The sequence below is a fragment of the Paenibacillus amylolyticus genome, from assembly GCF_051136285.1.
In the GTDB taxonomy this organism is placed as follows: Bacteria; Bacillota; Bacilli; order Paenibacillales; family Paenibacillaceae; genus Paenibacillus; species Paenibacillus amylolyticus_F.
This window is the reverse complement of the sequence record NZ_CP194938.1, coordinates 4,830,596-4,857,471: the sequence shown is the minus strand read 5'-3', so window position 1 is coordinate 4,857,471 and position 26,876 is coordinate 4,830,596. Positions and strand designations below refer to the sequence as shown.

Annotated in this window: 21 protein-coding genes; all 21 read right to left on the bottom strand. The window is 45.9% G+C overall.

Annotation, left to right across the window (positions count from 1 at the left end; genetic code table 11):
- Positions 1-49: 49 nt before the first annotated feature.
- On the bottom strand, positions 50-895 hold the full coding sequence (locus ACR8BL_RS21140) for a sugar phosphate isomerase/epimerase family protein (RefSeq protein ID WP_434749383.1): 846 nt from the start codon (positions 893-895) through the stop codon (positions 50-52).
- Between the two features lie 40 nt (positions 896-935).
- Complete coding sequence (gene kduD / locus ACR8BL_RS21135) at positions 936-1,688, bottom strand: 2-dehydro-3-deoxy-D-gluconate 5-dehydrogenase KduD (protein ID WP_090924445.1); 753 nt, start codon at positions 1,686-1,688, stop codon at positions 936-938.
- Positions 1,689-1,770: 82 nt separating this feature from the next.
- The gene (locus ACR8BL_RS21130; RefSeq protein ID WP_434749382.1) at positions 1,771-2,529 is read right to left on the bottom strand and encodes a DeoR/GlpR family DNA-binding transcription regulator; all 759 of its coding nucleotides are present in this window, start codon (positions 2,527-2,529) and stop codon (positions 1,771-1,773) included.
- Between the two features lie 23 nt (positions 2,530-2,552).
- Positions 2,553-3,392 carry a 5-dehydro-4-deoxy-D-glucuronate isomerase gene (gene kduI / locus ACR8BL_RS21125; RefSeq protein ID WP_434749381.1) on the bottom strand — a complete coding sequence of 280 codons (840 nt, stop codon included), beginning with the start codon at positions 3,390-3,392 and terminating at the stop codon, positions 2,553-2,555.
- A gap of 119 nt (positions 3,393-3,511) precedes the next feature.
- Entirely contained in the window at positions 3,512-3,985 is a 474-nt protein-coding gene (locus ACR8BL_RS21120) for a hypothetical protein (RefSeq protein ID WP_434749380.1), read from the bottom strand.
- Positions 3,986-4,227: 242 nt separating this feature from the next.
- Positions 4,228-4,557 (bottom strand): cytochrome o ubiquinol oxidase subunit IV, encoded by a 330-nt coding sequence (cyoD, locus tag ACR8BL_RS21115; RefSeq protein ID WP_434749379.1) that lies wholly within the window; start codon positions 4,555-4,557, stop codon positions 4,228-4,230.
- 1 nt (position 4,558) lies between these two features.
- Positions 4,559-5,179 (bottom strand): cytochrome o ubiquinol oxidase subunit III, encoded by a 621-nt coding sequence (gene cyoC, locus ACR8BL_RS21110; protein ID WP_434749378.1) that lies wholly within the window; start codon positions 5,177-5,179, stop codon positions 4,559-4,561.
- Positions 5,180-7,150 (bottom strand): cbb3-type cytochrome c oxidase subunit I, encoded by a 1,971-nt coding sequence (locus ACR8BL_RS21105; protein ID WP_434749377.1) that lies wholly within the window; start codon positions 7,148-7,150, stop codon positions 5,180-5,182.
- A gap of 21 nt (positions 7,151-7,171) precedes the next feature.
- The gene (gene cyoA, locus ACR8BL_RS21100; protein WP_434749376.1) at positions 7,172-8,140 is read right to left on the bottom strand and encodes a ubiquinol oxidase subunit II; all 969 of its coding nucleotides are present in this window, start codon (positions 8,138-8,140) and stop codon (positions 7,172-7,174) included.
- Positions 8,141-8,458: 318 nt separating this feature from the next.
- Positions 8,459-8,722, bottom strand: coding sequence for a hypothetical protein (locus tag ACR8BL_RS21095; RefSeq protein ID WP_434749375.1), 264 nt, complete (start codon positions 8,720-8,722; stop codon positions 8,459-8,461).
- A 327-nt stretch (positions 8,723-9,049) separates the two neighbouring features.
- A complete protein-coding gene (locus tag ACR8BL_RS21090) occupies positions 9,050-10,396 on the bottom strand; it encodes a GH1 family beta-glucosidase (protein WP_434749374.1) in 1,347 nt (448 codons plus the stop codon).
- Between the two features lie 378 nt (positions 10,397-10,774).
- Positions 10,775-12,460 (bottom strand): ABC transporter substrate-binding protein, encoded by a 1,686-nt coding sequence (locus tag ACR8BL_RS21085; protein ID WP_434753202.1) that lies wholly within the window; start codon positions 12,458-12,460, stop codon positions 10,775-10,777.
- A 162-nt stretch (positions 12,461-12,622) separates the two neighbouring features.
- Positions 12,623-14,320, bottom strand: a complete 1,698-nt coding sequence (locus ACR8BL_RS21080; RefSeq protein ID WP_434749373.1) for an ABC transporter substrate-binding protein — start codon at positions 14,318-14,320, stop codon at positions 12,623-12,625.
- Positions 14,321-14,718: 398 nt separating this feature from the next.
- Positions 14,719-16,407, bottom strand: coding sequence for an ABC transporter substrate-binding protein (locus ACR8BL_RS21075; protein WP_434749372.1), 1,689 nt, complete (start codon positions 16,405-16,407; stop codon positions 14,719-14,721).
- 210 nt (positions 16,408-16,617) lie between these two features.
- Positions 16,618-17,520: a carbohydrate ABC transporter permease gene (locus ACR8BL_RS21070; protein ID WP_336121857.1), complete on the bottom strand. Its 903-nt coding sequence runs from the start codon at positions 17,518-17,520 to the stop codon at positions 16,618-16,620.
- A 15-nt stretch (positions 17,521-17,535) separates the two neighbouring features.
- Entirely contained in the window at positions 17,536-18,519 is a 984-nt protein-coding gene (locus tag ACR8BL_RS21065) for an ABC transporter permease (protein WP_434749371.1), read from the bottom strand.
- Positions 18,520-18,810: 291 nt separating this feature from the next.
- Positions 18,811-21,840: a glycoside hydrolase family 2 protein gene (locus ACR8BL_RS21060; protein WP_434749370.1), complete on the bottom strand. Its 3,030-nt coding sequence runs from the start codon at positions 21,838-21,840 to the stop codon at positions 18,811-18,813.
- Between the two features lie 193 nt (positions 21,841-22,033).
- Positions 22,034-23,596, bottom strand: coding sequence for a response regulator (locus ACR8BL_RS21055; protein ID WP_434749369.1), 1,563 nt, complete (start codon positions 23,594-23,596; stop codon positions 22,034-22,036).
- Positions 23,589-25,379, bottom strand: a complete 1,791-nt coding sequence (locus ACR8BL_RS21050; protein ID WP_434749368.1) for a sensor histidine kinase — start codon at positions 25,377-25,379, stop codon at positions 23,589-23,591. Before ACR8BL_RS21050 ends, ACR8BL_RS21055 begins: the two co-directional genes overlap by 8 nt.
- Before the next feature lie 259 nt (positions 25,380-25,638).
- On the bottom strand, positions 25,639-26,061 hold the full coding sequence (locus ACR8BL_RS21045) for an OsmC family protein (protein WP_090924948.1): 423 nt from the start codon (positions 26,059-26,061) through the stop codon (positions 25,639-25,641).
- A 61-nt stretch (positions 26,062-26,122) separates the two neighbouring features.
- Positions 26,123-26,869 carry an amino acid ABC transporter ATP-binding protein gene (locus tag ACR8BL_RS21040; protein WP_434749367.1) on the bottom strand — a complete coding sequence of 249 codons (747 nt, stop codon included), beginning with the start codon at positions 26,867-26,869 and terminating at the stop codon, positions 26,123-26,125.
- Positions 26,870-26,876: the final 7 nt, after the last annotated feature.

Here is a 26,876-nt window from a genome sequence, read left to right as displayed (position 1 = left end):
TGGAACGGACTGCTGACCGATTCTCTACTAGTCGTTCAACTCTCTCTCATTACACCTTCACAGAGTTCCATACCTCTCGCAGATGCTTGGCAGCAGGTACAGCCTCTTCTGCATTCACACCTTCCAGCGAGATATCAATGTGTGGTTTATACGTTTTGAGCAATTCAAAGAACAATGGATAGTCCAGAATCCCCGCTCCAGGAACAGGGTTATACTTCTCTCCCTGTGTATTGAACGCTACATCCTTCGCATGAATTACGATGATCCGCTCGTATAACTTCTCCATCACTTCACGCAGAAATGCGCCTTGATCTGCCGTATGGTGATGCTTGATCAGATTACACGGATCAAACAACATCCCCAGATTCGATGATGGAATCTCTTCAAACAAACGAGTCATATGTTCATGCGTATGAAGCGTATGAGTCGCTACCGGTTCAATGGCGGCATGTACGCCCCATTTTTCGGCTTCTTCTGTGATTTCCTCTAGCGTATCTTTCAGAACGCTCCAGGATTTCGCATCATATGTGTCTGGAAAGGAATCCCGATATGTGGTTCGTTCTCCTGTTTCCGTTGCAACCATACTGCAGCCAAAATCCCGGGCATAACGCAGATGTTCCTTGAACCGATTAATATCTGCACGCCGGCTTATAGGATCGGGATCAATCGGGTTGATATAACAGCCCAGAACGGCAATTTTCACTCCACGACTTGCAAATTGTTCTCCGACCTCATTAGCAAATCCAGGGCTTAATTTGCCATTCGCAGAATCCATATCTGACAACGCTTTGGCAAGAGCCAGCTGCACGGAGTTAAATCCGTTATCCGCAATGATTTGTGCCAGCTCAGCTGTAGGCCGTTTACCAAACGTATGGGCTAGAATGCCAAGTTTCATCTCATTGCCTCCTTCTGCAAAACGGACTTCGAAAGACGAATTAACGTGCCATCCATCCGCCATCGACATTCAGTACGTGACCATTCAAATAATCCGATGCCGCAGAAGCCAGGAACACAACCGGACCTTTCAGATCCTCTGGTGTTCCCCAACGACCTGCTGGAATACGCGCTGTAATATCGCGGTAACGATTCTCGTCCGCACGAATTTGCGTTGTATTATCGGTTTCCATATAACCTGGAGCAATACCGTTAATCTGAATGCCTTTGCCAGCCCACTCATTGGCAAGTGCCTTTGTCAACCCGGCAACGCCATGTTTACTAGCAGTATATCCCGGTACATTAATACCGCCTTGATAAGAAAGCATCGATGCAATGTTAATGATTTTGCCACTTCCACGTTCAATCATATGTCTGCCTGCCAACTGGCTCAGGAAAAATACGCTGTTCAAGTTCAGAGCAATAACGTCATGCCAGTCCTGATGTGCGTGATCCGCTGCCGGAGTACGGCGAATAATGCCGGCATTGTTGACGAGAATATCAATTCTGCCTTGGAACGCGAGCGCTTTTTCAAACACAGCTGACAGTTCCTCTTCCTTGCTCAGATCAGCTTCGATGATATACGCTTTGCGTCCCAATGCTTCTATAGCACTAGCCGTCTCTGCCGGTTTGGAGTAAGACACGAGCACTACATCTGCTCCCGCTTCTGCGAGACCAACAGCCATCCCTTGTCCAAGTCCTCCTGAAGTACCTGTCACCATTGCAACTTGTCCGCTTAAATCAAATGGGTTCATCAACAATTCCTCCGCATGTCTTTGATATGCAAACAACAACATTATATGTTCTGATATTTCATTCCGTTAAAAGTGCATGAAGTTAACTTTGGTAATCCACGTTGACACCGCTCTGCCTGTATAAAGCTGCTGTCTCTTCGTCCAAATTCCGGTCGCTGATAATATAATCCAGTTCAGAACACTGTGCAAAGGTTCGGAGCGCAAATTGCCCGAATTTGTAATGATCCACCACGCCGAATACCTGCTGTGCGGCAGTGATCATCGCTTTTTTCAGCGGAACCAAATCCCCTGTATAGATCGACAATCCAAATTCGGGATGCAGCGCCGTTGTTGAAATGAAGGCTTTGTGAATGTTCAAACCGGAGATAAACGCCGCTGTATCTTCACCCACCAACATATTACGCACACGCGCTCCTCCAGGAACGACCAGTCGCACCTGCTCCTTTTTGGTTAGCTCTGCAATGATGTACAAGTCACTTGTGATCACCGTAAGCGGCTGGTTGTCCAACCGCTTGGCCATCTCTAACGTCGTGCTCCCGCCATCCAGTGCTACAATGTCACCAGGTTTAATGTACGCAAGAGCACGTTCTGCAATCTCGGTTTTCTCGGACTGGTGTTTCTCCAGTGCCCCGCGGCTGTTCAAAATACCATATTGGTCATTCTGAGCCAGCATGGCTCCGCCGTGTACACGCACTAGCAATCCCATACTCTCCAGCTTGTCGAGATCCTCTCGCACCGTTTTGCCAGTCACCTGCAACAGCTCGCTCAGGTCACTTACCGTGACCTCCTGGCGTTCCAGCAGAGCCTCCATGATCTTTTCATGTCGTTTCAATGGATTCATCTAATCAACTTCCTATTTCTTTCTTATTTCAGATCCTTCATCGCTACGCCGTCCATGTCCTCGAACGTTTGGTTTTCTCCAGCCATTGCCCAGCAGAATGTGTAGTTGCTTGTGCCCACACCACTGTGAATGGACCAGCTTGGAGAGATGATCGCCTGACGATCACGTACAACGAGGTGACGCGTTTCGGTTGGCTCGCCCATCATGTGGAATACAACACCATCTTCAGGCAGGTTCCAGTACAAGTATACTTCGGAGCGGCGGTTATGCGTATGTGCCGGCATCGTATTCCACATGTTACCTTTGTTCAGTTCAGTGATCCCCATGACGAGCTGACAGCTCTTGATTCCGCCTTCACCTTGGTGAATGTAACGGTAGATCGTACGTTCATTGGAGCTTTCGATGCTGCCGAGGTGATTCGGCTGTGCTTGCTCTTGAGTTGCTTTTACCGTTGGATAGGTATGGTGAGCTGGTGTAGAAACAAAGTAGAACTGAGCTGCTTGCTCTGTGCCATTGCTCTTGAATACCACTTCCTTAACCCCTTTACCAATGTAGAGGCATTCTTTGGCTCCAATCTCATACACTTCTCCGTCCGCGGTTACTGTACCTTGTGCACCCACGTTGATGATACCGATTTCACGGCGCTCCAGGAAAAAGTCGGTTCCGATATCCTTCAGGTTTACTTCAAGGGTGATGTCCTTGCTTTGCGTCACTGCAGTTCCTACGATGTAACGATCCACATGGGAGTACACCGTTACCAGTTCGTCTTTGGCAAACAATTGCTCCATGAGGAATTCCTCACGCAAACGCGCTGTATCATACGTTTTCACTTCATTCGGGTGTGCTGCATAACGGTTTTCCATCTGTAATCCATCCCTTTCGTCTTGTGAATATTGTTTATTATTGTTTATTAAAGTTCATATAAGTTTATTTTAGTTCATTTTGTATCTTTTGTGTACCCTTATTTTATGGATAGTACAAATTATTGAATCGTGTTGGCTATTTTTAGTAATGTCACGTAATCATATAGCGGTTCGAGGTTATTGTTTTTTCCGGATACCACAGCGTAGGTTAACCCCTCATATCTCCAATATATGGAACTTGCTTCTGCATTTCCTTGATCCCATGTCTGCGAACCGTTGGTTAACTTCTCGCCTATCTTCCCTTTTGGAGGGGTATCTACCTTCGAGTTGGTTATCAGCAAAATTAAATTTAAATCCTCGTCCTTGTTTGCATACGTAATTTCTACTGCTTCGTATGTTCCATTCGTTTCTAAAAGCCGAGTGGATTGTTCTGTTACTTCGAACGGGACGACCGGTTGCTTGATTTTAAAAGGAACCCTGGATTCCGCCTCCTGCAAAGAAACTTCAACCGCTGGAGGGTTCGGCTCCACATCACCCACCATCGTGTTGCTCTCTGTTTTTTTCGAACAGGCAGATAATATAACCAAGACCATACACAGCATACATAGACATCGTACTCTCTTCGAAATCTTCATATCATCACCTCGTATATCTATTTCAGTCCCTAAAATGGAACAACATCCCAAACATAGTACTAACGTAACATTAAAAAATCTTCTATGTAACCACATATGCAGGCCAGCACCATTGTTCAACCTACACACTTACCTCCGCTAAAATAAAAAATAACCTTCCTGCCTGAAATCCAGACAAGAAGGTTATCGGGTAAAACATATTAATGTGCAACTGCGTTGTTAAGCATGATCCAGATGGAACCAATAACGATAGTCATCATGATCAACAGGCCAAAAACAAGGGCCATGACGTTCCAGCGTGGTTTCTCTGTCTCACGGATATGCATGAAGAAGAAGAGTTGAACCACAAACTGCAATGCTGCCGTACCGAGAATGACAATCAGTGTTCCTGTTTTGCCCATCATGTCGTTCAGCACCACGACCAAAGGAATGATGGTCAGAACGATGGACAGGATGAAGCCGATGACATACGACTTCAATGAACCATGCTGTTCGTGGCCGTGCGCATCATGTGAGTTGTGCCCTGCCATCTTACATCACCCCCATGAGATAGACGATCGACAGGAGGAAAATCCATACGACGTCCAAGAAGTGCCAGTACAAGCTGATTACGTTGATTTTACCACGAGTTACATCGGTAATACCCCGTTTTTTCAGTTGCAACATCAGTCCGATCATCCAGATCAGACCCAGCGATACGTGAAGTCCGTGAGTACCTACGAGGGTAAAGAACGCGCCGGATGCTGCACTTGTTGTGTAGCTAAATCCTTCGTGAACCATCTCAACAAACTCATAAATTTCCAGTGCGAGGAAGCCCGCGCCCAGAACGGCTGTAACGATAAGCCAGTTAATCAATTGTTTCACTTTGCCTTGGTTCATGGCCAGAACAGCAAGCCCGCTCGTAAATGAACTTGTGAGCAAGAGAAACGTCTCGGCGATTACGCCAGGCATTTTGATCAGTTCAGACAAAATCGGTCCGCCCGCCGTATTGTCACGCAACACAATAAAGGTTGCGAACAATACGGAGAACAGGATAACGTCGGAAATCAGGAAGAACCAGAATCCGAGAATTTTCATTTCCTGTGGATCATGGTGGCCATGGTCATGACCGTGTGCATGATTCTCACCGTGCTTAGCGGCTGCTTGAGCCATTTATACCGACCCCCTTAACGACGCTTCGGTACGCTTGATTTCATCGACCGGAATATAATAATCCGTATCGTAAGAGAAGGAACGAGCAATCATACAGATACCTACACCAGCAAGTCCGAGAATCGCCATCCACAGCCATCCAAAGACGAAGCCGAAACCAGCTACGAACCAGAAGACAGACATAATGAACGGAATCGAGGAATTTTTCGGCATATGAATTGGCTCATATACTGGCTCAGGCGGATGAATGCCTTTCGCACGACGTTCTTTCTCTTCCCACCACTCATCGATATCATCTCCGCGCGGTGTAACAGCGAAGTTATACTCTGGAGCTGGTGAAGGAATCGACCACTCAAGTGTACGACCACCCCATGGATCGCCAGAAACTTTGAGTGTTTTGTATTTGCGAATACCGTCTGCAATTTGTGCAACCTGGAACAGGAATCCGGCACCCATCAGGAATGCCCCGATCGTGGACACAAAGTTCAGTTCCCACCAGCCAGTATCCCAGCCGTATGTGCTCAGACGACGTGTCATACCCATTAGACCGACCGCATACTGCGGCATGAAGCAGACATAGAAACCAATATTCCAGGTCCAGAAGGCCCATTTCCCAAATCTGTCTGGAAGTTGGAAACCGAACATTTTAGGCCACCAGTAGTATAGACCTGCAAAGTATCCAAACGCTACACCACCGATCAATACCTGGTGGAAGTGGGCAATCAGGAAGTAGCTGTTATGGAACTGAAAGTCAGCAGGTGCAACAGACAACATAACCCCTGTCATACCACCAACGATAAAACATGGTATGAAGGAAGCAGTCCAGAGCATCGGTATATCAAACCGAATACGTCCACGGAACATGGTAAACAACCAGTTAAAGATTTTAACTCCCGTAGGAATAGCAATCAACATGGTAGTAATAGCGAAGAATGCATTCACGTCTGCTCCCGAACCCATCGTGAAGAAGTGATGCGCCCATGTAAAGAAGGACAGGAAGCTGATGATTAACATTGCAAATACCATTGACTTGTAACCGAACAATTTTTTCTTCGAAAATGTACTTACAATCTCTGAGAATATACCGAAAGCAGGTACCACTACGATATATACCTCAGGGTGACCCCACATCCAGATGAGGTTGATATACATCATCGGGTTACCACCCAAATCAAGTGTGAAGAAATGCGCCCCGGCAAACCTGTCAAGGAAGAGTAGCGCAAGTGTTACCGTCAAGATCGGGAATGCAAATAAAATCATGATGCAAGTGGAGAATACCGACCATGTAAACATCGGCATTTTCATCCATCTCATGCCTGGCGCACGCATCTTAATGATCGTGACCATGAAGTTGATACCCGTAGCCAGGGAACCGATACCTGATATCTGGATACCCCATATATAGAAGTTCTGTCCTACCCCCGGACTGTGCGACAGTTCCGACAGTGGCGGATAACTCAGCCATCCCGCATCCGGTGAACCACCGATAACGAAGGAAAGGTTGAACAACATTGCACCCAAGAAAAACAGCCAGAAGCTGAGTGCATTCAGAAACGGGAACGCAACGTCTCTTGCTCCGATCTGCAGAGGTACGATAACGTTAAATAGACCAAACATAAATGGCATCGCCATGAACAGGATCATGATCGTGCCGTGCGTTGTGAAGACCTGATTATAATGTTCAGGATTTAGAAATTCACTGTTAGGTATAGCCAGCTGAAGACGCATCATCAGCGCATCCACACCACCACGGAACAACATGATAATGGAAGCGATGATATACATGATACCGATCTTTTTGTGATCGACAGTAGTTATCCAGTTACGCCAGAGCCAGCCCCATTTTTTGAAATAAGTTAGCACCGCTACAATAGTGATCATGGTAATTCCGATAGCTACCATCGCACCATAAATAATCGGATCACCGGTTACGAAAAACTCCGATGCAAACTTTTTAAGTCCCTCTAACATTGGGGGCCTCCTTTCGAATCTTTAGTTAGCACTCTTGTCATCGTCTTGATTATCGGTAGAATTTTGAATGGCTCCAGAAGCTTCATTTGAACTTCCGTGCTTACTGTGAGCACCCTTACCGTCAACCACATACTTGGTTACAATATTCTGGAACAATCGCTCAGGGAAAGAAGAATAATAAGCGACATTGCTTGTTCCCGGTTGTGCAAGTGCGTTATACCCTTCTTGCGTCAGTGCCTGGGAATTTTGTTTCACTTCGTTTACCCATTTGTCAAACTCTTCGTCCGATGTAGCATTCACATCAAAACGCATTTTTCCAAAGTGCTCACCAGTGAAGTTAGCGCCTGAACCCCAGTACTTACCTTCATGATCTGCCTGAAGATACAAGGTCATCGCCATACCCGACATCGTATAAATCTGTCCACCCAACTGCGGAATCCAGAAGGAATTCATCGGTGAATCCGCAGTAAGTTCAAATTTCACGGGCCGATCTGCCGGAATATTCAGTGTGTTGACTGTTGCAATGCCTTGCTCCGGATACATGAACAACCATTTCCAATCCAATGATGAAACTTGGATGGTCACAGGTTTTTTTTCTGAAGCGAGCGGTTTGGAAGGTTCCAAATCGTAGGTATAACGCACAGTGATGATTGCGATAATCCCTACAATTATAATTGGAATCGTCCACCACACAACCTCAGCCTTGGTGCTGTGGGACCAGTTAGGACTATACGTTGCTTTACTATCCGGCTTGTCACGATACCGCCACATGATGACAAAAGATAAAACAAGCACTGGTACAATGATCAAAGCACACAATAACGTCGTAATCACAATCAGGTCTCTCTGCGAGGTACCCACAGGTCCCTTCGGATCCATAACAACGTACTGCCCGCCTGCAAGCATTGGCCAGACAATTAATGCAATTGTAACCAACGTCAGGACAACCGGAATAATAATCCGGGTTAGCGACCCAGGTTTCTTGTTCATTTTGATCCCCTCTCCTTAAATTCGCTCATACTGAAAAATCAGTATACTACTCTCTTCGTACTAAAGATATCAGAAATGAACAACTTTTTTGTTCATGTTAACAAATTTGTCGATTTTACACCTCGAATGTGTGAATTTTTTCTCACAAATCGATTGCATGCTTGATATTTGTACATTGTAATTTATACACATCATGTCACAAAACAAAACCCTTTGCAGTCCCGTTGAACAATGTCAACGAATCCGCAAAGGGCTTTATTGACCGGATTCCAGGTACTTATCCAGTCTTATTATTAACGAATCGACGCAAGATTATAATCAGTCGGAGTTTTCGTCTTCCTCGCGTGTATGAACAAGGGCAATCGCTTTGGCAATAACGTAAATAAACACACTACCTACAAGGAATCCAATACCGAGCATCAAGCCAAGATTACGGTCGTTAAAATCATTCAAGTTAATCAGGCACAGTACAACTCCTGTGATGAGTGCAACCCATGCCAGAACCGTCATCGTCAAAACTGCACGATGCATATTTTTATCTTTACGCTCCAATTGGCTGACCATTGCTGTTTTAGATGCCATAGTAAACACTTCCTTTTCCCTTTTTGTAAGTGCTTTCCTAGTACCAATATACCACATTAGTATGAATTTTAGTCAAGAAATGTTCAAATTTATTTCTCATTTTAGACACTTTATTTCTATGATACTTATTGACAAACATGAATGTAATTCATTCTTACTTCTTATAACCCAAAAATTCTGTTTTTATAACAGAAATATATGCCAAAGCCTTTGAACGATCTATGAACTTCATTTTTATCTGTCACCAAAGAAAAGACGGCCTATCGGAAAAGTCCGACAGACCGCCTATATATAATAGAAATAACTTGATTTGGTTCATAAAGTAAATTAGTTCCGAATGTCAAGCCAATTGTTCTTGATCACGCTCTGATACCAGTAGAAGCTTTCCTTTGGCGTTCTTACAAGTGAACGAAAATCAACGTGCACCAAACCAAAGCGCATCCGGTAACCTTCAGCCCATTCATAATTATCCATTAGCGACCAAGCCATGTACCCTTTCAGGTTGATGCCGTCATTGATAATGCGATGGATTTGAGCCAAATGCTGCTCATAATAAGAAATGCGACGATCATCGTTAATTTTTCCATTTTCCAGATCATCGTTGATACATGCGCCATTCTCGGTAATATACACATCCACGTTGCCATACTTTTGCAAGTAATGCATGAATTCATACAAACCGCGTGATTCCACCGGCCAGCCGATGTCCGTTTTAATCAAACCCATGTTCATTTCTTCAGATTGAAGCACACCTGCTTCCGGATTATAACGATTAATGCCCATCGTATAATAGTTAATGCCCAACAGATCAATCGGCTCTCCGATAATTTCCATATCTCCGTCTTGAATCGGCACCGTTGCTCCTGCCTCCGCAAACCAGTCCACCAGAAACTGTGGGTATGCCCCCTTATAAATAGGATCAAGGAACCAATCCGTATTCAGTGCAATCGCACGGTCACATGCTGCCTGATCTTCAGGAGACTTGCTGTACGGCTCAGCCCAGCATACATTAGGAGCGATACCAATCTGACCGGTAATACCCATACGACGGAAGGACTGAACCGCTTTACCATGTGCAACAAGCAGGCCGTGAGCCACGTTAATTGCCGTTTGCACATCTTTATTGCCTGGCGCATGAATGCCCAGCATGTTGGACAGAAATGCAATACACCATGGTTCATTGAAGGTCAGCCAGAAGTTGATTTTGCCCGAGAATTCTTTGAAGATCACTTCTGCATATTTCACAAACGCATCCACCGTTCTGCGATTACCCCAGCCTCCGTCATCCTCCAGCGTCTGCGGCAGATCCCAGTGATACAGTGTGAGAAACGGTTCAATACCAGCATCCAGCAAGGCATCCACAAAACGATGGTAAAAGTCCAGACCTTCACGGTTGATCTCACCATCTCCGTCTGGAATAATGCGCGGCCAAGCAATAGAGAAACGATACGTGTTGATGCCGAGCTTTTTCATCAGTTCAATATCTTCTTCGTAGCGGTGGTAGCTGTCACAAGCAACGTCGCCATTGTCACCGTTAAATACTTTACCAGGCGTACGTGCAAATGTATCCCAAATGGATACTCCGCGTCCCCCCTCTTGCGCAGCACCTTCAATCTGATAGGACGCAGTTGCTGTTCCCCAGCGGAAATCTTGCGGGAATTGGAAAATGGTCATGGCTAAAATCCTCCGTCTCTGATGACACACGGATCGTATACCCAGCGGTCATTCTAATTAATAGTTTTGAACGTGAGGCTCATTCCGCCTCGGCTTTGATATGTCTCCAAATAAAAAATAAGGCAATTTGCTAAACCAGTTTCCTAAAACGTTTTCGAAAATAAGTAAATAAAAAATCAATTCATTTCTTCACTGGATAAAACTAAAAAAAAACGGCATCTTCATCTCTTTCCTGTACTGGAAGTGCTTACAATAAGAGGATTATATTCGATTTCAAAAATGTCGTCAATGCTTCTACTCACACTTTTATACAAAAAGACCCTCAAAGCGAGGGCCTCCTTCGAACTAATTTAACTTGAATGAAGAAAATAACATGTATTATTTCACATTTTTCCCTGTCCATAGAGATACACGATCTTTGATCCATTCCGTGTATTGTTTCTCCATCTCCACTGCACCAGCTTTATCCAATTCAGCGAGGAATGCATCATAGGTTGTATCAAAGTTCGCTGGTGAAGTCAGAACAGCTTCCGGAATACGTTTGCGGACGATGTCCTGTGTTTTCTGGAATTTCACACTGTAATCAGTACCGGAAGGTACGGGCATATTATAGGCTGCTCCCCACTCTTTCAGCTTCAGATCATCTTCAGAAGGGTAGAAATCTTTCCATGTCTTAATGCCGTAAGCTTTCAACGTTTCCTTCTCAGCCGCTGTGTACCCAGCCTGGATCTGCTCCGGGAAGTTGGTTGTATAATAATTATCCGTTGCATCCTTCACACCATCACCGTATCTGGCACTGAAAATGTTGTACATGCCAATTCCCGTTTCTTTAGTGAAAGCGGAGTTATCATTCACTTTGCGATCCTGAATATCCTGCGGAATGACACGTTTGCCATCCTCTACTTTGTAATGTTCGTTTTCAATTCCCCAGTTTCTCAGAACTTGACCTTGTTCGGATGCAAGCCAATCCATGAACTTGATGATGCGAACCGGATCTTTGGCTGACGTTGTGATCCCGATGCCATATCCATCAAAGCCAGTTGGCTGGAACGTATGGTCTACGATATCCTTGTTCAGAGAGACGGAGAAGTGAGCATACGTGCTGTCATCCTTACCTGCGGATTTCAGAGCATTCTCGGCTTCACTATAGTTCCACTCCTGATCAATCAGACCCAGAACACGGCCGCTAGCAATTTTGGACTTGTATTGGTCATCTTTTTGCACAAATGTATCTTTGTCCAGAAGACCTTCGTTGTACATTTTGTTCAACCAGCGGAAGTACTCTTTCTCCTCTGGACGTTTGTAATGAAGCATCGCTTCATACGTCTCAGGATTGATATAATACTCCCCATCGTCCGGTGCACCTGTTGCCTGGAAGGCCGGATTCGTAACGGTGATCATGATTTTCCAATCATCAGCATTCAGCGTCAGTGGAATCATTGGCTGACCGTCCATAGTAGGGTGTTTTTCATAATACGCACGGAGTACATTTTCGTAGTCCTCCAGTGTTTTTACTTCCGGGTAACCCAGCTCTTTCAGTACCTTTTGCTGGATTTCAAATCCGCCCGTAGCATCAAAGACAACGTTATCTACTCCCATGTTGGTCGGGATCGTATAGATCGCTTGATCTTCGGTGCTGTATTTCAGACGGTTCATCTGGTCACCATAGATTTTTTTCAGGTTGGGAGCATGCTTCTCAATCAGATCCGTGAGGTCAACCATGGCTCCGGCATCCACTAGCTTCGACAAGTTTCCTTTTGGAAAAATCATATCCGGATAATCGCCGCTGGCTGCCATCAGCGCAACCTTCTGGTCACCGCCATTGTTGACATCATACTCTGCTTCAATGGTAACGCCTGTTTGCTTCGTAATCTCTTTGCCAACCGTATCCTGCATGTTGTTCCAGGTTGGACTTGGGTCCGCACCAAAGAACGAGATCGTAATCGGGTCGGTACCACTGGATTTGGCTGCCTCTTTGCTACCGGAGTTACCGCATCCAGCCGTAACCAACATTGCACTAGCCAACATTAACATCGCAAACGTCTTGGGTGTCTTAGCTGTCATTCTGACTTTCATTTTGCCTCTCATTTGTCTATCTCCCTTATTTATGAAGGTTTTATCTGTATAACAGGCTCAGAACCTGTGAATACCACATTTTTATTCAAGCCATGCTAATTCGTAATTTTTGATCGAACACATGCTTCAATCGTTATATTTCACTGAAACTTACTTCACATCTTTACCTGTCCAGAGCGATACACGATCTTTGATCCAAACTGTATATTGTTTTTCCATCTCCACTGCACCTGCTTTATCCAGTTCAGCCAGCAGTCCGTCATACAGACTGTCAAATTGATCCGGCTTTGCCAAGATCGCTTCCGGAATGCGTTTGCGGATAATATCCTGTGTTTTTTGGAAGGTTACGTTGTATTCGGTATCGGAAGGCACCGGCATGTTATATGCTGCTCCCCAATCCTTCAGTTTTAACTTATCTTCAGATGGGAAGAAATCTTTCCATGTCGTAATGCCATACGCTTTCAACGTCTCTTTTTCCGCTGCTGTATATCCAGCCTGAATCTGTTCAGGGAAGTTTGTTGTGTAGTAGTTATCTGTGGAATCTTTCATACCATCACCATATCTGGCACTAAAGATGTTATACAGTCCAACTCCAGATTCTTTCATGAACGCGGAGTTATCGTTAATTTTACGATCCTGCACATCATCGGGTACGATGCGTTTTCCATTCTCTACTTTGTAGTGCTGGTTCTCAACACCCCAGTAGCGGAGCAGTTGACCTTCATCGGAGGCAAGCCAATCCATAAATTTGATGATCCGAACCGGATCTTTTGCAGATTTTGTAATCCCGATGCCGTAACCGTCAAAACCTGTGGGTTGGAACGTGTGATCCACAATATCCTTGTTTAGTGAAACAGAGAAGTGAGCATATGTGCTCTCGCCATTGTTTTTGGACTTCAGAGCATTCTCTGCTTCACCGTAGTTCCACTCTTGGTCAATCAGACCGAGAACGCGGCCACTCGCAATTTTGGATTTATACTGGTCATCCTTCTGAACAAACGTATCTTTGTCCAAGAGACCTTCGTTGTACATTTTATTCAACCAGCGGAAATATTCTTTCTCCTCTGGACGTTTGTAATGCAGCATGGCTTCATAGGTTTCAGGGTTGATATAATATTCACCATCATCCGGTGCACCTGTTGCCTGGAAGGCCGGGTTTGTAACCGTAATCATAATCTTCCAGTCATCCGCATTCAGCGTCAGCGGAATGGTAGGCTGTCCATCAATGGTTGGATGTTTTTCATAGTAAGTTCGCAGCACATTCTCATAATCTTCAAGAGTTTTCACTTCAGGATAACCCAGCTCTTTCAACACTTTCTGTTGAATCTCGAATCCGCCGGTGGCATCGAATGCTACGTTACCTACACCCATGTTCGTTGGAATCGTATAGATGGCCTGGTCTTCCGTGCTGTATTTCAGACGGTTCATCTGGTCGCCGTAGATTTTCTTCAGGTTGGGTGCATGCTCTTCAATCAGATCGGTCAGATCAAGCATTGCACCTGCATCCACAAGCTTCGACAAGTTTCCTTTAGGATAGATAATATCAGGGTAATCACCACTCGCAGCCATGAGAGGAATCTTCTGGTCTCCGCCGTTATTTACATCAAATTCAGCTTCAAGCGTAACACCCGTTGCCTTCGTGATCTCTTGCCCGACAGCATCCTTCATGTTGTTCCAGTTTGGACTCGCATCTGCTCCAAAGAATGTAAAGGTGACTGGAGTTGTTGTATCCCCCGTATCCACCGGTTTCTCTGAATCTGATTTCCCTCCACTGTTGCATCCTGCTGTAACGGCAAGAGCGCTGGCTAACAAAAGCATTGCAAATGTTTTTGGTGTTCTGCCCTTCATGTATAATCCCCCTTTTGGATAAAATGAAGCTGTGTATTTGTACAACAGGGCTCGCCTGCTCATACCATATTCGGGTGAATCCAATCTTCTTCTCAGATCCAATGTCATTAAAAGCGCTTACTTAATTTCCAGTGAATAAGGGATACAAATCCGACCTAACCAATGCTTTTTTCACTTTCAAGTTGATTCAGTTTCTTTCCTTCTGGCGAGCTTTTTAATAGTGGACAAGTTATTGTAAGTGCTTTCACAGTTGAATCATAATCGTTAAGAAAACCCTTGTCAATAGCCAATTATAAAAAAATAAAACGGTTTCACTAAAACGTTTTCTGTATAAAACAAACCCGGTAGTCCGGGTTATATTTTATTTTTCAAGTGGACATGTCTGTAGAAGTTCAACACTAATCAGCGTTCCACAAACGAACACGATTTTGAATCAATATGGTATATTGTTTTTCCATTTTTTCTGCTCCTGCCTGGTTCAGTTCAGCGATCATGCCATCATACATGGCATCAAACTTCTCAGGTGAACTTAAGACAGCTTCGGGAATCCGTTTGCGGATAATATCCTGTGTTTTCTGGAAAATGACATTATAGTCTGAGTCCCCTGGTGTAGGCATGTTATATGCAGCTCCCCAAGGTTTAACCGGGAATTCCTCTTCACTCGGGAACAGATCCTTCCATGTTGACGCCCCATATGCCTGAAGGGTATCCTTCTCCGCTTGAGTATACGAAGCTTCAATCTGTTCAGGGAAATTTGTCGTGTAATAATTGTTCGTAGAGTCTTTCACGCCATCTCCATAACGTCCGGACATATTTTTATATAGTCCGATGCCAGACTCTTTTTGGAACGCGGAAGCATGGTTTGTTTTCCGTTCTTGAACCGCTGCCGAAATGACACGCTTGCCATTCTTGATCTCATAGTGCTTACCTTCGATGCCCCAGTTCATCAGAATCTGACCTTCTTCGGAAGCTAAATAATCAAAGAACTGGATGGTACGCACCGGATCAGGGTTTGAAGTCGTAATTCCTACCCCCCAGCCGGATACAAATCCCGTGTCCTGAAAAGAATGATCTTTCAACTCCTCGGACAGTGTCACCGGGAAATGAGAATAAGCTGCCTCCGCCCTGCCCGACGATTTCAATACGTCCTCTGCATCGGCATACCCCCAATCCTGATCAATGACACCCAGTACGCGTCCGCTTGCAATCTTGGATTTGTACTGATCCGATTTCTGTACAAAGCTTTCCTGATCCAGCAAACCTTCGTTGTACATATGATTCAACCAGCGGAAGTACTCTTTCTCTTCCGGGCGCTTGTAATGCAGCTTCGCTTCATAGGTCTCCGGGTGAATGTAGTACTCGCCGTCATCCGGCGCACCTGTCGCCAGAAAAGCTGGATTCGTGACCGTGATCATGATTCGCCAGTTGTCCGCATCCAGCGTTAACGGAATGGTCGGCTTGCCATCCGTCATCGGATGTTTATCGCTGTATGTTCGCAGTACTTTTTCATAGTCTTGAAGTGTACGAACCTGCGGGTATCCTAATTCCTTCAGCACACGATGCTGAATACCGAACCCTCCGCCAGCGTCAAAATACTTCTGATCCACCGCATAATACGTCGGTAGCACATAAATGGCCTGATCCTCGTTACTGTATTTCAACCGATCCATGTAATTACCATATAGCTTCTTCAAGTTGGGAGCATGCTGTTCGATAAGGTCAGTCAGGTCCAGCATCGCTCCAGCATCCACCAGTTTACTGAGTTCACCCTTCGGTGACACGATATCTGGATAATCCCGGCTTGCTGCCATCAGGGAAATTCTGTCCTGTCCCCCGCTAACGGCAAATTCACCGTTCAGGGTAATGCCTGTTTTGGCTGTAATAACCTTGCCTACTTCATCCTTCATGCCATTCCAGTTCAGACTCGGATCAACACTGAAAAAATCAAATGTAAGTGGTGATGGTGCATTCTGTCCCCCGCTTGTATCCGTAAGCGACGTTTTACCGCCTACACCTCCATCGCAAGCTGTAAGCAAAAGTAAAGCCAGAACCGGCGCCAATGTGACCTTCCATTTGAAACTGGACATAATGGTAATCCTCCCTATTTCATACGTCTGTCTTATACGGAACGATCTGTTCCTCTCTATAGCATCACGAATGTCCTTCTGCCGCCGCGACCGACAAATCTACCTGTGACCGAGTGGCAGCAGTCTGGATATCCTGAGCTCATCTATATAAGCACTTTATTATAGGTGTACAATCCATTATTAAGCCAGTCTTTACATCTGGATATAGGTCTATGCTTTTACCGCTCCAAGCGTCATCCCGCCAACAAAGTACTTTTGCAGGAACGGATACACAATCAGAATCGGAACTGTGACTACAATTGTAATGGCCATTTTGATGGATTCTGGAGAGATTTGTGTCATTTGCTGTGCCATATCATTGGCATTCCGTCCGGCTCCCGAACCTTGTTGTGTACTTTGCAGTACTTTCATCAACTCATATTGCAACGTTGTCAGATGTGCTTTCGAACCGTTATACAGATACGTATCAAACCACGCATTCCACTGACCCACTGCCAGGAACAAAGCAATTGTTGCGAGTACTGGCTTGCAGAGCGGCAAAATGATACGGTAATAGATTTTGAAATCATTTGCACCGTCCAGCTTGGCTGATTCCTGCAAGGCATAGGGCAGACCGTCAATGAATGAACGGATGATAAATACGTTCCAGGCACTGATCATGCCAGGCAATACATACACCCAGAATGTACCGATCAGGTTCAGGTCACGCATCAGGATGTATACCGGAATCAGACCACCCGAGAAATACATCGTTAGCGCCAGTGTTGTAGATACAAACTTCCGAAGACCGAAGTCAGGTCTGCTCAGCGTAAATGCAATCATGGATGAACTGATCAGTCCAAGCAGTGTACCTACAAGGGTACGCATAATGGAGATTTTCAAGCCTTGGAGCAAACCTTCATACTGAAAGATCGTCTGATAGTTCTGTAATGTAAATTCACGAGGCCATAAGTAAATTCCGCCGCGCACCGTATCCGCTGAGTTATTAAGCGAGATTGCCAGTACGTTAAGGAACGGATAGAGTGTTACAACCAGCACCATGGTCATCGCGAGGATATTGAATATATCGAACACTTTATCGCCCCGTGTAGCATTGAATGCTTTGTTCGCCATAATATCTCCCCCTCCCTACATGATGCTTTCTTTGGTGAATTTTTTGAACAAACCGTTGGCCGTAAACAGAAGGATGATGCTGACAACGGAGTTGAAGATACCTATCGCTGTACCATAAGAGAATCGTCCCATATTCAGACCGTAATTAAGTGCGTAGAGATCAAGGACTTCCGAGTAATCCAGGACCAGACTGTTCTGTAGCAAAAATTGTTTCTCAAAACCGATGCTGATCAGATGTCCGATGGACATGATGAACAATACGGAGATGGTTGTGCGAATACCTGGCAGCGTAATATGCCACATCTGTCTGAACCGGTTTGCACCGTCTACTCGGGATGCTTCATACAGCTCTTGGTCGATACCTGTGATTGCCGCCAGATAGATGATCGCATTCCAGCCGGTTTCCTTCCACATATCTGAAGCGGTTACAATGTACCAGAACAGATTACCCTTGGCCATAAATTGAATCGGCTGATCAATAATATTGAGACCGATTAACAAATCGTTGATAATTCCGCCATCCGTGGACAGCATCTTGGTAATAATTCCTGCAACAACGACCCAGGATACAAAGTGAGGAAGGTACGATACGGTCTGCACAGCCCGCTTGAAGAACATACCTTTCATTTCGTTCAGGAGGATGGCAAAGAGAATAGGCACGATAAAACCCACAACTAGTCCCATCAAGCTCATCGCAAGTGTATTTCGAAGCACCAGATAGAACCGATCATCACTGAACAATTCTACAAAGTGTTTAAAACCAACCCAATCCTGTTCACCAAACGATCTGGCAGGTTTATAGTTTTGAAAAGCCATCGTCCATCCCCATAGCGGAAGATAGTTAAATACAAAAACCCAAGCAACGAATGGCAATGACATAAGATAAAGATACTTCTGCTGTTTCATTCTGTCCCAAACTCCGTTACGCCTTGGCTTCAATGGCGTTTTGGAGTCACTGCCTCTTTTCGCGGAAGCGGATTTCTTTGTTAGCGTTTCCATCTCCGTTCCCCCTCCTCTGTTTTTATAAAATAATCATAATCGATAGAGCGTTTTCAAAATACCATCTGGATTTTAGAGAAAATCATATAAAAATTAGATATCCCCGGCTAAAATAAGACATTGAACCGTTAAAATTAGAGATAATCTAAACTTATTAACACTAAATAATCTATATAAAGGTTCATTTAACTTTATAAGGATAATAACGAAAACGTTTTTTAGAAATCGTTTACCTCCCTTCTCATACAGCAAAAAAGAGACCTTTACAGGTCTCTCGATGAATCCCATTGATCACAACGTAAATTGAATGGGCTGAAGTTTGAAAATGCCTAACAGCTCGGCAGCAGTAACGGAGCTTTCCGGCTGAAATTGCTCTCCGCTGACATAAGACAACATCTCTTGAAAAAGAAATGCAGCTTCAGGACGCTTCATTAAGGCTGTATCGGTAAAAGGAAGAGAGGACACCAGAATGCGCCCCTTTCCTGCTCTCGCCTCAAAGGCATAAGCCAGCCGTTTCGCCCGGTGAAAATGATCTACCACCTCGATCAACGGCGTAACTCCCTGCATGGTATCCAGGCATATGGCTGGCGTACCATTCACAAGATGATACCAGTGCCAGTCCGAGGCTCCATCCTGTGGAAAGGCTCCGAGAAGAGCCGTTTCTTTCTCCATGTGCATGCCCATCGTAGCGCCCGGCTGGGTAGCAAACATGAGATAATTCCAGAACACCGGCAGGTACTTCGTTTCCACCGAATCATACAGATCCGCTGCAGCTGGCATAAGCCAAACCCTGCTACCATTCAAGAGATAATCAAGCACATTGGAAGTTAGCGACTTCACGATTAACAGGTCATACTGGCCTTCTTTTAACAAGCGAAAGCCATCCACATGATCTGCACAATCATGATACGATTCGACCAACAGAGGCTCTAATTCCTTTACCGTATTCCAGATACGCTTCATATCTCCATGACGTTCACTCTCCATCTGCATCAGCGGGAAAGACCACCCATGCCAACCATTCTGAGCTGCCGTAACGACTGCCACACGATTAGGAGAATGAACAGTCGTATGATCAGAGCTACCGGGATGAATTGAATCATTCACATTCTGGCAACGCAGCTCAGCTTCCACTCGAAAAGCAGATACACACTCGACAGGTGCGTTGACCTTCACACTTCCAAGAGAAATGACCGAACCGCACGGGATATCCTCGCAGCTCCAGCCTCCTTCAGCAAGCGTCCGTTCGTCCGTAACAAGTCTCCAGTGAACGGCAGCATTCTTTAAGACCTCTTTGCCATAATGGGATATGCGCACATCAATTTCAATGGGTTCTCCCGCATAGTACGTGCGGTCTTTGGAAGCCAGAAGAAGGACTATATCAGCGTTAAATCGTTTCACTTCATCCGGTGTAGTTATTCCTTTATCCTCCCAAAAGACATCCAGAAAACCTGTGGTCGCATGCCCCTGCCCCGGAAAATCACGGATATCCAGCAGCTGAATGCCCGCTGCATCTGGCGTGCGTCTTACTCGCTCCATCGCTTCTTTAAGCGATCGCATCAGATGTGTTCCCGTTGCCTGCTGATATTGTTCCAGCTTTGCCATCATTCCTTTACGTGCGAGCGACGCTTCGACAGAATCTAACCACGTAGGACGAAGGACACCTGTATACTGCTCTCGTTCCTGCGGACGTACATACATCGTAAATTGCGCATGTTCATGCCCGATCACCGGATGTGATGCAAGCCGTGTAACTGCATGATAATCCAGCGTAGTATCCGGCACAGCCGACAAAACGGATTCCAGCGGGGGATGCCAGTTAAAAGACTGAATAAAATAATCGGCATCTCTTCCTTGAGCTGGAAGCTGCCCAAATCCGGTATTATCCGTATACAGTCTGGTGGGGTCTTTCTCCCTCGCTCTCGCAATCAGTGTATTCAGTTCCGGATGCCCGTTCGCACCAACCAGCTCATTGCCCAGTGAGAACAGAACAAAGGAAGGATGACGATGCAATGCCTCCAGCAGCCGATCCAGTTCTTGTGTCAGATACATCTGTATATCAGGAGGAGCTGATACATCCCGCTTCTCATAAAAGCGTGACCAGTGCGGTAGCTCCGCCTGCACAAGCATCCCCTCTTCATCGGCAGCCTCCCAGAACGGTTCCGGTGGACTCCACCCGTGTAATCGCACATGGTTGAATCCGTAAGACTTGGCCAAGCGAAACTGCTTCACATAATGCTCGTAATCCCAGACCGGATATCCCGTAAGCGGAAAAATGCAGCAGTCCACATATCCACGCAGAAAGATCGGCGTTTCATTCAGGACAAGCTGTTTTCCTCTTGCTGCAAAAGATCGCATGCCAAACCGCTGCTCCACCCGGTCAAGCTCCTGTTCACCTTCCTGCAGACGAATCACGGCCCGATATAAGGCCGGGTTCTCATCGCTCCACAATACGAAGGGGCTCGATGCACCAAGTGCAATGCGGCATGACGTTATAACCTGGTCTGCCTCTACCTCGTCGCTCCCAATATGATCATCACATTCAGCGTTTACACTGTTTCCTGCACAATCGATATGATGATGCTGGCGTTGGAGCCATGTGCCGTCTGGATGTTGGATATCAATCAGCAAGTGTAGCGGTGCTGTTGAGACTGGAATAGGAGTTCTCACCGTGCACTGAATCGCTATCGTGCCACTCGAAATATCAGGTTCAATACGCACGGTATGTATCCGCCTCAACGGTAGCCTTTCCAGACAAGCTCCTCCTGTAATACCTCCCCAGGCCGTAGCCGTATGCAAAGAGTGAATGTGGCTGCCCGCGAGAGGAAGCTTCATCGAATTATCGACCCAAACCTCCACACGGTTGATCTCCCCTGGCTTCACCCAATCCGTTACATCCCACGTCTGTTCCGTAAGCAGACTGTCCCTTTCGCCTGCTTCATTCCCATTGAACCAGAGCCTTGATGTCCAACGTACCCCTTGCAGTCTAAATACATAGTGCCCGCTCTGTTCATCAGGGGGGATATCCATATCCTGAGCATACCAGGCTGATCCCTCATACTCACGAATTTTGGTCCATGTGTCGATTCTGGCATACTCTGGTGTTTCTCCGTACCCCTGCTCTTCCCATGATCCCGGAACCTGAATCGTATTCCATAAGGCATCATCCTGGTGTGGAGGGTTGCATGGCGCAGCGTTCCCTCGTTCTCTTGGTCCTCCAGTCGGCGCAGCTAATTGAAATTGCCAGGTACCGTTCAAATTTACCGTATAACGTACATCAGCTTGATCCGTCCGATTCATATCCTGCAGCCATCCCTTCATCTGGACTCTTGTACTTTGTACAGTCAGTCTAAGGTGTAAGGCATTCATAAAACATTGCTTATTCCAGAAAGTGCATGGATTATATTATGATCATCTCCGGAGATGGATCGATGAATAATGAGTAGGTAACTCCCCGGAACACCGTGGGTCATTCATCTTCGTTGTCATAATGATTCGTTTCCCTCGTAAGAGATTACGATCTGGACTGTTTATATGCCGAAGGGGATTCGCCTACGTATTTCTTGAATTTACCGTGAAAATAGTCCACATTGGCATAACCTACTCTTGATGCCACCTGATGAACCTTTAACCCTTCATCAAGTAATTCTTTTGCTTTTTCGATCCGAACTTTATCCAGAAAAGCATTAAAAGATTCGCCAGTATGATTCTTGAACAATTTTCCGAGATAACTGCTGTTGTAATTAAATACCTCAGCCAGAACCTCTAACTTCAGATTCTCGCCCGGATTGCGCTGAATGAATTCAATCATCTGTTTCATCACCGTGTCCGTGCTGCCTCCGCCCATACGCTGAATTAGACGATTCAGGTGCTCCGTCGCCATCACTTTAAGATCAGCCATCGTCAACTGATGGTATACCTCATTAATCAGCACGGAGTGCTCCTGCATAATGGATTGCATATGCTGATTAGCTGCGGCAAGTTTGTTGAATGCAAGCGAAAACACCTGAGAGAATACGGTCTTGATTGCCTGCTCTGTCCAGTGATACGGAATCAGACGTTCCTGCATCTCTTCAAGCACACGCATGACCGATTCACTGCTGCGAATATCCAGGGCGTAATATAGCTTGTCTGCCAACTCAACTTCGTCAGGCTCCTGTACTCCGTCTGTTTCGATTAGCCTTCCGTCTCTTTCTGTACTTGTGGGAGAAAGACGCGCTTCATCCCAGCGTTTGATCCGTTGCTCTGTAAACAGAAAACGTTCTGCAAGCAGGCTGCTCGCCTGTGTGTACGATCTGGCAATCTCCGCTGTTGACTGTACCGGTTCTCCGGCAGCAGCGTACATGTGCACATTCCATTCTGCAAGTAATGTTTGCAATTCACCATAGAGACTCTGTGCAGAAGAATTCTGGATAACCGCTTCTTTAATTAATAGCCCCAAGCCGGAATGATATGAAAATACGATACCTCTTTCCTTCTGATCAAAGGTTTCAATCAGTTTGCGCTTCATCTCATTGCCCCGCTGCAGATCAAGCGCAGCATGAATCTCCAGCAAAATGACTTGATACTGCGGCCAGTGAAGTCCAAGACTGTCCTCTTCCTTGCTCTCTGTACCTTGCAATGAGTCGTACAGTAGCGCTTCAATCTGATGTTCCCTGTATACTGTATCTTCACCAGCATAGCGAGTCTGCGTTTCCCGTTCCTGATGAAGCTGCACCGCGATGCGTTCCAGCTCAGCGATGATCTCTTCTTCATCCACCGGCTTCAGCAGATAACCATCCACCCCGAAGCTGATCGCTTTTTTGGCGTAATCAAAGTCAGCATAACCACTCAAAATCAGAAAATGCGCCTCCGGTTCATGCTGACGGATCTCTTCGATGACTTCCAGGCCCGTCATGCCTGGCATCCGTATATCAATAATGGTCAGGTCAGGCTTCATTTCGTTGAAACAGGCAATCGCCTCGCGTCCACTTCCGGCTGTAGCCATGACCTGGAAGCTGTATTTTTCCCAATCGATAATCGTGGTCAGTCCCTCGCGAATGCTTGGTTCATCGTCTACCAACAATACTTTATACATGCTGGTTCCCTCCTGCTGGTAAGGTGAAAGAAACCTCCGTTCCTTCCCCATACACACTGTTGATCTGTAATCCGGCATTTTCTCCGTACGTCAAAGTCAAACGCTGATGCACATTGCGTATTCCAATCCGGCTCTTCTCCTGTTCTTCGGGCCCGCTGACAAACTGCATTACTTCTGCAAGCCGTTCTGGCGTGATCCCCGCTCCATCATCTTTCACTCGAACCTGAACCAGTCCATCCTCCATAACAATGTGAATATGCACCTGCACGGTTCCTTCTTTATTTTCTAGTCCATGCACAATCGCATTCTCCACAATCGGCTGTATGATCAACGGCGGAATATACATCTTCTCCACCTCAGGATCCAGAAGTATCTCAAACGCCAGCCGATCTCCATACCGGAATTTCTGAATTTCGAGATAGGAACGTACCATTTCCAGTTCTGCCCGGAAGGTCGTTTTGCCGCTGCCAATCTCCAGACTTTTCCGCATCAGCTTGCCTAGTAGCCTGACAATATTCGCAATCTCGGCTTCTCCCTTGATATGAGCTTTCATGCGAATAGATTCAAGTGCGTTAAACAAAAAGTGAGGATTAATCTGACTAGCCATCATTTTCAGTTTAATCTCTTTTTGGGCGATTTCCAATTGGTTGTTCTGTTCTGTTGTTTCGACGACCTGGGTCATCAGCTCATTAATACTTTTCACCATGTAATTGAACTGGCGCGACAATTGTCCAATCTCATCGTTCCCATCAATGCGCGAAGTGACATTCAAGTCCCCAAGAGCCAGCTTGTTCAGATGTTTACTGAGCCGGAGCAGCCGGTTCGAGGTGAGAAAAGAAATGATATACACCAGCAGCAGTGCAATCACCAGCACCAAGGTAATAAATATCATGCCGATCTGGCTAATCTGTTTGGCATCTTTGACAATATTTTTGGTAGCAAACACCGAGATGACCTTCAGTTTATTAAAGCTTGACCCCGGCCCCAGTTCATCAATCACAATATTGGAGGGTTCACCCTGGAAGTCAGCTTCAATAGTGCCTTTGGGTTGACTCTGGAGGTCGACGCCGAAATCAAGCTCGTCCAGCGTTTTGCCGACCAGTTCGGTATTTTTTGCTGCCACGACATACCCCTGCTCATCCGTAATCAACGTCTCGAACTGCTCCTGTCGCAACAAACCGTTGAGTTCTTCCTGATTGATTACAATCATAAGTACCCCTTCGGTCTTATATTCGGCAAAAGGAACCTTGCGCACCAGACTTAACCGGTGAACCGGATTGTCTTCGTTGCCAGGGATATAAAACCAGCCAATGCTCGTCGTTTTGAGCGCTTCCTTGTACCAGTAACTCTCCTTGGTTCGCTCATTGACCGGAATAAACTCCAGATTGTTAATCAATGTCGGGTTGGTTGAGTAAAAACGAATACCCGCAATTTCGCGATATAGCCGCCTGTATTCCTGAAAATCTTTATACGCGAGGTAAGCTGAGGTCAGCTCCCCCACACTTTTATACTGCCGATTTACGATCTCCTTGAGATCGGTATTAAACATAAGCAGATTGGATATGTCGGTAGGCACACGCAGCATGGTTGCCGTCTGGCTTTTGATTTTATCCACGTTGATGATCGTCTGTCCAATGGCATTATCCAGCGCCTGCTGACGAAAATAACTGGTGACCGCCAAGCCGATAATTAGCACCGGAATCATAACAACAAGCACATAGGAAATGAGCAATTTATGCTTTAATTTCAGATCATTTGAAATTCGAATCAGCCGTTTTAACATATATGCACCTTCCGTCATCTGTATAAGCGCTTACATCTCGGATCATTAGAACCAGGTCATTCTTACCTGCGCATTCATCATACCATATAAATGCAGCGTACGATTTGACATTAAAAAGGAGATATAGGACGAAGTTGTTACAGGCGTCTGGGTTCCTAATCAAAAAATATGCAGAAGCCAAAAAGGCACTCCCCTGATTGGGAATGCCTTCATAATCGCTTTAACATGTCTTTTCGATGTAAAAGTTCACGTTGTAATCTTAAGGACGAGGAGTGCTTACGCCGTTAAGAATCAGCTTCGGATGGATATCTGCGCTGAGTGATGCAGAAACCGCGCAGTATTTCTCTTCTGCCATTTGGATGGCTTTCCAGATTCGATAATCCGGGATATCACCGTCTACTTTGAAGATCAGGTCAATGGATGTGAACCCTTTTGGCATATCCTCGCTGCGTGTGCCTTGCGCTTCAATCTCAATCGAATCAATCTTGTCCAGAAAAGCATCCAGGATCATCGTAATGTCGATTCCCATGCAGCCGCCAAGTCCAGCCAGCAACAATTCCATCGGCGTAGCGCCTTGGCTGTCACCGCCATATGCCGCTGTGGCATCCATACCTACCGCATACCCTGAAGGTCCTTCGGAGGTAAACGCGCGTTTTCCCTTCCATACTGTTGTTACATTCATGATGTTTTCCTTCCTCTCCGTTAAAGTGTAAAAAAATTTCAAGAATGATTTAGGGGGTAGCCTAAAATTCGGTAATCTGCCGCAGGAACTGTCGTGTGCGCTCTTGCTCCGGATGTTCGAAAAAAGCTTCCGGGCTTGCTGTCTCTACAATAGAACCGTCAGCCATAAAGACAATTTTGTTCGCCACATTCCGGGCAAATTTCAGCTCATGTGTCACGACCAGCATCGTCATGCCTTCCTGTGCCAGCTCCTTCATCACTGACAGCACCTCTCCAACCAGTTCGGGGTCAAGGGCTGAGGTGGGTTCGTCAAACAGCATGACTTCCGGTTCCATCGCCAGTGCCCGTGCAATGGCAACGCGCTGCTGCTGTCCACCTGATAAACGGGAAGGATAAGCATCCTGCTTATCTGACAGACCTACACGATCCAGCAAAAGCCGTCCGCGTTCGGCAGCTTCGTCCCGTTTAATTTTTTTCACCGTCACAAGACCTTCCATTACATTGCCAAGCACCGTCTTGTGTGGATACAAGTTAAACTGCTGAAATACCATGCCGGTCTGACGACGAATCTCCAGTACCCGGGAACGCTGAACACGCAGCGGATCTGCACTGTTCACCACAATGCCGTTCACTTCAATCTGTCCGCCGGACAACTGCTCTAACCCATTGAGACAGCGTAGCAATGTACTTTTTCCTGAGCCGCTGGGCCCCAGCAGGACAACAATATCTTTCGCATCAACGTGCATATCGATATTGGTGAGTACTTCATGATTTTGAAACCGTTTCGTTAATCCAGTTGTTGTAATCACCCGGTTC